This window comes from Nodosilinea nodulosa PCC 7104 (genome assembly GCF_000309385.1).
Taxonomy (GTDB): domain Bacteria; phylum Cyanobacteriota; class Cyanobacteriia; order Phormidesmidales; family Phormidesmidaceae; genus Nodosilinea; species Nodosilinea nodulosa.
The window spans coordinates 134,809-138,280 of record NZ_JH976538.1 but is presented as its reverse complement, the minus strand read 5'-3'; the positions used below and the strand labels follow the sequence as shown (position 1 = coordinate 138,280).

Annotated in this window: 3 protein-coding genes and 2 pseudogenes; 1 reads left to right on the top strand and 4 read right to left on the bottom strand. The window is 55.3% G+C overall.

Annotated features, from left to right (window positions below):
* Window positions 1-523: pseudogene (locus LEPTO7104_RS41970) on the bottom strand (helix-turn-helix domain-containing protein); the annotation flags it as partial.
* Window positions 524-572: 49 nt separating this feature from the next.
* Complete coding sequence (gene cas6 / locus LEPTO7104_RS0128890; protein ID WP_017302063.1) at window positions 573-1,685, bottom strand: CRISPR-associated endoribonuclease Cas6; 1,113 nt, start codon at window positions 1,683-1,685, stop codon at window positions 573-575.
* Between the two features lie 357 nt (window positions 1,686-2,042).
* Here cas6 and LEPTO7104_RS41345 point away from each other — a divergent pair, with 357 nt between their 5' ends.
* A complete protein-coding gene (locus LEPTO7104_RS41345; protein WP_196358197.1) occupies window positions 2,043-2,207 on the top strand; it encodes a hypothetical protein in 165 nt (54 codons plus the stop codon).
* A 260-nt stretch (window positions 2,208-2,467) separates the two neighbouring features.
* On the opposite strand, the gene LEPTO7104_RS0128885 is transcribed toward LEPTO7104_RS41345, so the two are convergent.
* A complete protein-coding gene (locus tag LEPTO7104_RS0128885; protein WP_017302062.1) occupies window positions 2,468-3,178 on the bottom strand; it encodes a transposase family protein in 711 nt (236 codons plus the stop codon).
* 14 nt (window positions 3,179-3,192) lie between these two features.
* Window positions 3,193-3,472: pseudogene (locus LEPTO7104_RS39600) on the bottom strand (IS4 family transposase); the annotation flags it as partial.

Genomic DNA, 3,472 nt, shown 5'->3' with positions numbered 1-3,472 from the left:
GCTGACGATACAGGGTGGCTCGACTGACGCCTAACGCCAGGCAAGCCGGGGCAACGCCCACGTCGAGCGCCAGGGTCTCAGCAGCACGGTTCAGTCGGGCTCGTCGCAATGGATAGGACTCAGAGAGATCCCCCATTAGCTGCGAAGCTTTTTTTTGGATATCGATGATCAGTTCGGCCTGCTGCATTTTGTGGCGCAGCTGTTGATTCTCTCGGCGCAATTGCGCCAGCTCTTGTTGAACCGGATGCGGAATTGTGGCTTTGCAGCCCCGCTTATTATCGGCCAGCGCTTGCAGTTGCCCCTGTTGTCGCTGGTTGCGCCAGGTACTCAACTGCGATGAGTACAGCCCTTCTCGTCGCAGTAAGGCCCCGATTTGACCCAGCTCAGTGCACCGATCTGCAGCTTGTACCATCTCGAGCTTATAAGCGGCGGTGAATTGACGGCGGACAGGTTTTTCTAGAACTTCGGGATCTAGACGGGCGGCTTTCCCATTGTTTTCAGGATTCAAGAGCTGCGATTGCATAGAGTCTGACATGCGGGATAACCGTTCCTTCTACTCTAATTGGGACTGGCTAAGCTGTCTCATCTATTGTTGTCACAGTGGGCCGCGCCAGCTTGCTGTAGGTCTTCGCCGTTTCGTAGGAAAGCTCTAAATCTTGGGCAATATCTTGCAGCGAATCCCCTAGCTCCCGTCGCGCCAAGATTGTCGCCCAGTTTTCCGCGATCGCCTGAGCCCGCTCGCCCCCTGTACGTCTTCGCTGCTCCCGAAAGATCGTCGTCAATTCTCCTATCCGCTCCGCCAGCAACGCCTGAGACGAAGGTGTTTCCACATTGACCTGTGTCAAATGCCACCCTGCCATCGTCTGCCCCAAACCAAAGGTCGTCTTATGCCCTGTACCGCAATAGGGAGCCAGTCGCCCCAGGGCAAAAAACAAGCGGTAAAAATCAGAGTTCTCCTGAGCCTTGCGATCTAACCCGTAGGTGATCGCCCCCGTAAAGCCCGTCACCGATCCACGCTTGCCCGCCGCCACTTTCACCGTCTGGAGCTGATGCCGCTGAATAATGACGTGCTCGTCAATCCAGTCTAAAAACTCATCTTGAGGGACATCCTGCCCCGAAAACAAGTTCCACCGCCGCAGATAGCTGTGAAATACATTGCGCGGCCAGGGTATTGGCAGGTGGTGGCCCTTCCGTCGAAAGCTCGTCGGACTGCTAAACGTTAGGCTCAACGAACTGCCCTCAATCGAGTCGTTGCCTAGCGCCTTATATGTGGTGGCAGGCAGCGCAATCTGAACCTCTTGCACCGCCAGCGACGTTGTTTTTAGCACAATTTCGGTAGGCAGCTTTTTGAGCCAGGTGGCCAACCCTACCACCGCCGCCTGAGAAAACCCGTTTACTCGCCAGCGATAGACCTGCCCCTGCTTGATTTGCAAATTGCGACTGTGGGCCACAAACTGCCCATCTAACCCCGTGATCGAAAAGGGTTTCTCTGACTCACCATCGTGCAGAGCTGCCGATAGCTCAGGGTCAAAGGCTTGGATTTGCTGCAAAAACCAGGCATGGAGAGCGATCGTGTACTGCGAATACAGCTCGTAGTCCTGCTCCGCTTGCAGCAAAAATTCGATGCCCACCAGCTCGGTGGTTTTCGGCCAGGTAAGTTTCGGTGAGCGCGATCGCGGTGTCATAGTCCACCCCCACAGCATCAATGCCTCAGCATAGCGCCAATCCCCGAAAGGGGATTAAAAGAGGGCAAATAAGCGCTTCTATAACTGTCTATTCCCGTCGCCATTCACACCAAATTCACATCAGACTCCTATCTACTTGACATTTGATAGTTGGGCAAGATTGAGCAAGCGTTGAGGCTCAGCGCTGCCAGTGCCGGGGAGGGCGTGCAGCCTTATCCAAGGGATGCTGTCAGCGAGCAGGAAGATCCTCGCTTAGGGAACCAGCAGTACTCGTCATCTGTTGCCGACCAAGGACGAGCACCTACGGCCTACAACCAGCTGCTCCATCCCTAGTGCGTTGTTCAACTCCTACCCGACATGCAGCGGCGCACAGTGGCCCGCTTTCGGCGGCGCAATGATGCTGATGCCCATTTGAATGCTCTGCGGCGGCTGAGCACCTCAGCTCAGTACACCGTTATGTTTGATCCGGCTCCGTCCAGCTCCTGCTTCGCTTCTAAAGGGCATGGGGAGGTGTTTGCTTGAGCGCTATCGGTAAACGCGTTTGCAGCTGAGTAGCGGCTGTTTCCCTTGGTTTTGGTGCCAGAGTTCTTGGTGCTGCTGCCCAAGGGCGCTGAATGCTGGCATTGATCTATAGCGGGTGGGGAGCTATCTCACCCAACTCCGAGGATGGCTTTGGCGGTCAGGTTCAAGTTGGGAAAGACAGAGGACGTAATAGAGTTGTTGTGAAACAGTGAGTCATTGGTCAGTTGTTGTTAAGAGGGTGGTGATGTTGTGTCCTCGCCCTATGCCGCCTCTAAATAAAAGTTCCATAGCCCGGCAGCGGTGACCATCGAGCGGTCATCAAAGCCCTCAACCCGGTTGCGATAGACCTGATGGGCAATGCCGTAGCGCTTGAGGCCGGCAAACGAATGCTCACACACCACTCGCTGACTGGCTAACGCTCGATTGTCAGCTTTCTGCTCGTCGCTGAGTTGTCCTCCTCGTGGCTTTTTGTGAGGCAATTCGACATTGACCACCTCGTTCTGCAGTCCGAAAAAGCCTAGGTCACCCTGTATCGACACCTCATCGGGTATCCACTGGGCCCACCCTTCCTGGTTCAAGATGCCTTTGTCATTGTGACGGCCCGCATAGGCATGACTGAAGATGAGTATCTTCCGGTCCGGTTCCACCAGCGCCAGATGCGAGCGTGTATGTCGCTTCTTCTTGCCTGAGTAGTCGTCCCGTTGCTTGTCGTTGTCTTTGGCCCGCTGCACGGGCCGTTCAGTGGCGTCAATAATGACTCGCTTGACCTCTGGAAAGGCTTCGACAAACTCGCTCATGCTGCTTAGCTTTCGTTTCGGTAAGGCGAGTTGCTGACCCAAGGCGGCTTCGAGCACGGGCTGTAGGCGATGCATCCAGCGATTGGCCTGCGAACGGTCGAGGTCAAACAGCAGCCCAGCGAGGTCGAACGTGGGATAGCACTTGAAGTAAAACAAGATATAGCTGAATGTCACTGACGTAAGCCCTATCAAGCTACCAGCTTAGCTTTCAGGACTGAGCGGGGTTCCTGCATTCTCGGGAACGGTTTGGGACGACGTTTGACGACTCGGGGTTCTGAACGGTTGGGGCGAAAGGGAACAATCAGCTCTTGCACAGCGCTTAACAAGGCCTGGTAGCCTCGCTGTTGCTGGGATGGAGCGAGATGGAGAAACTCGGGTCGGAAGTGATTAAATTGTTGCCGAGTGCCCTGAAGGGAGAGCCGTAACGCGTCGACCTCAGAGTCGGCAGTCGCCTCCCACATGAGGGTT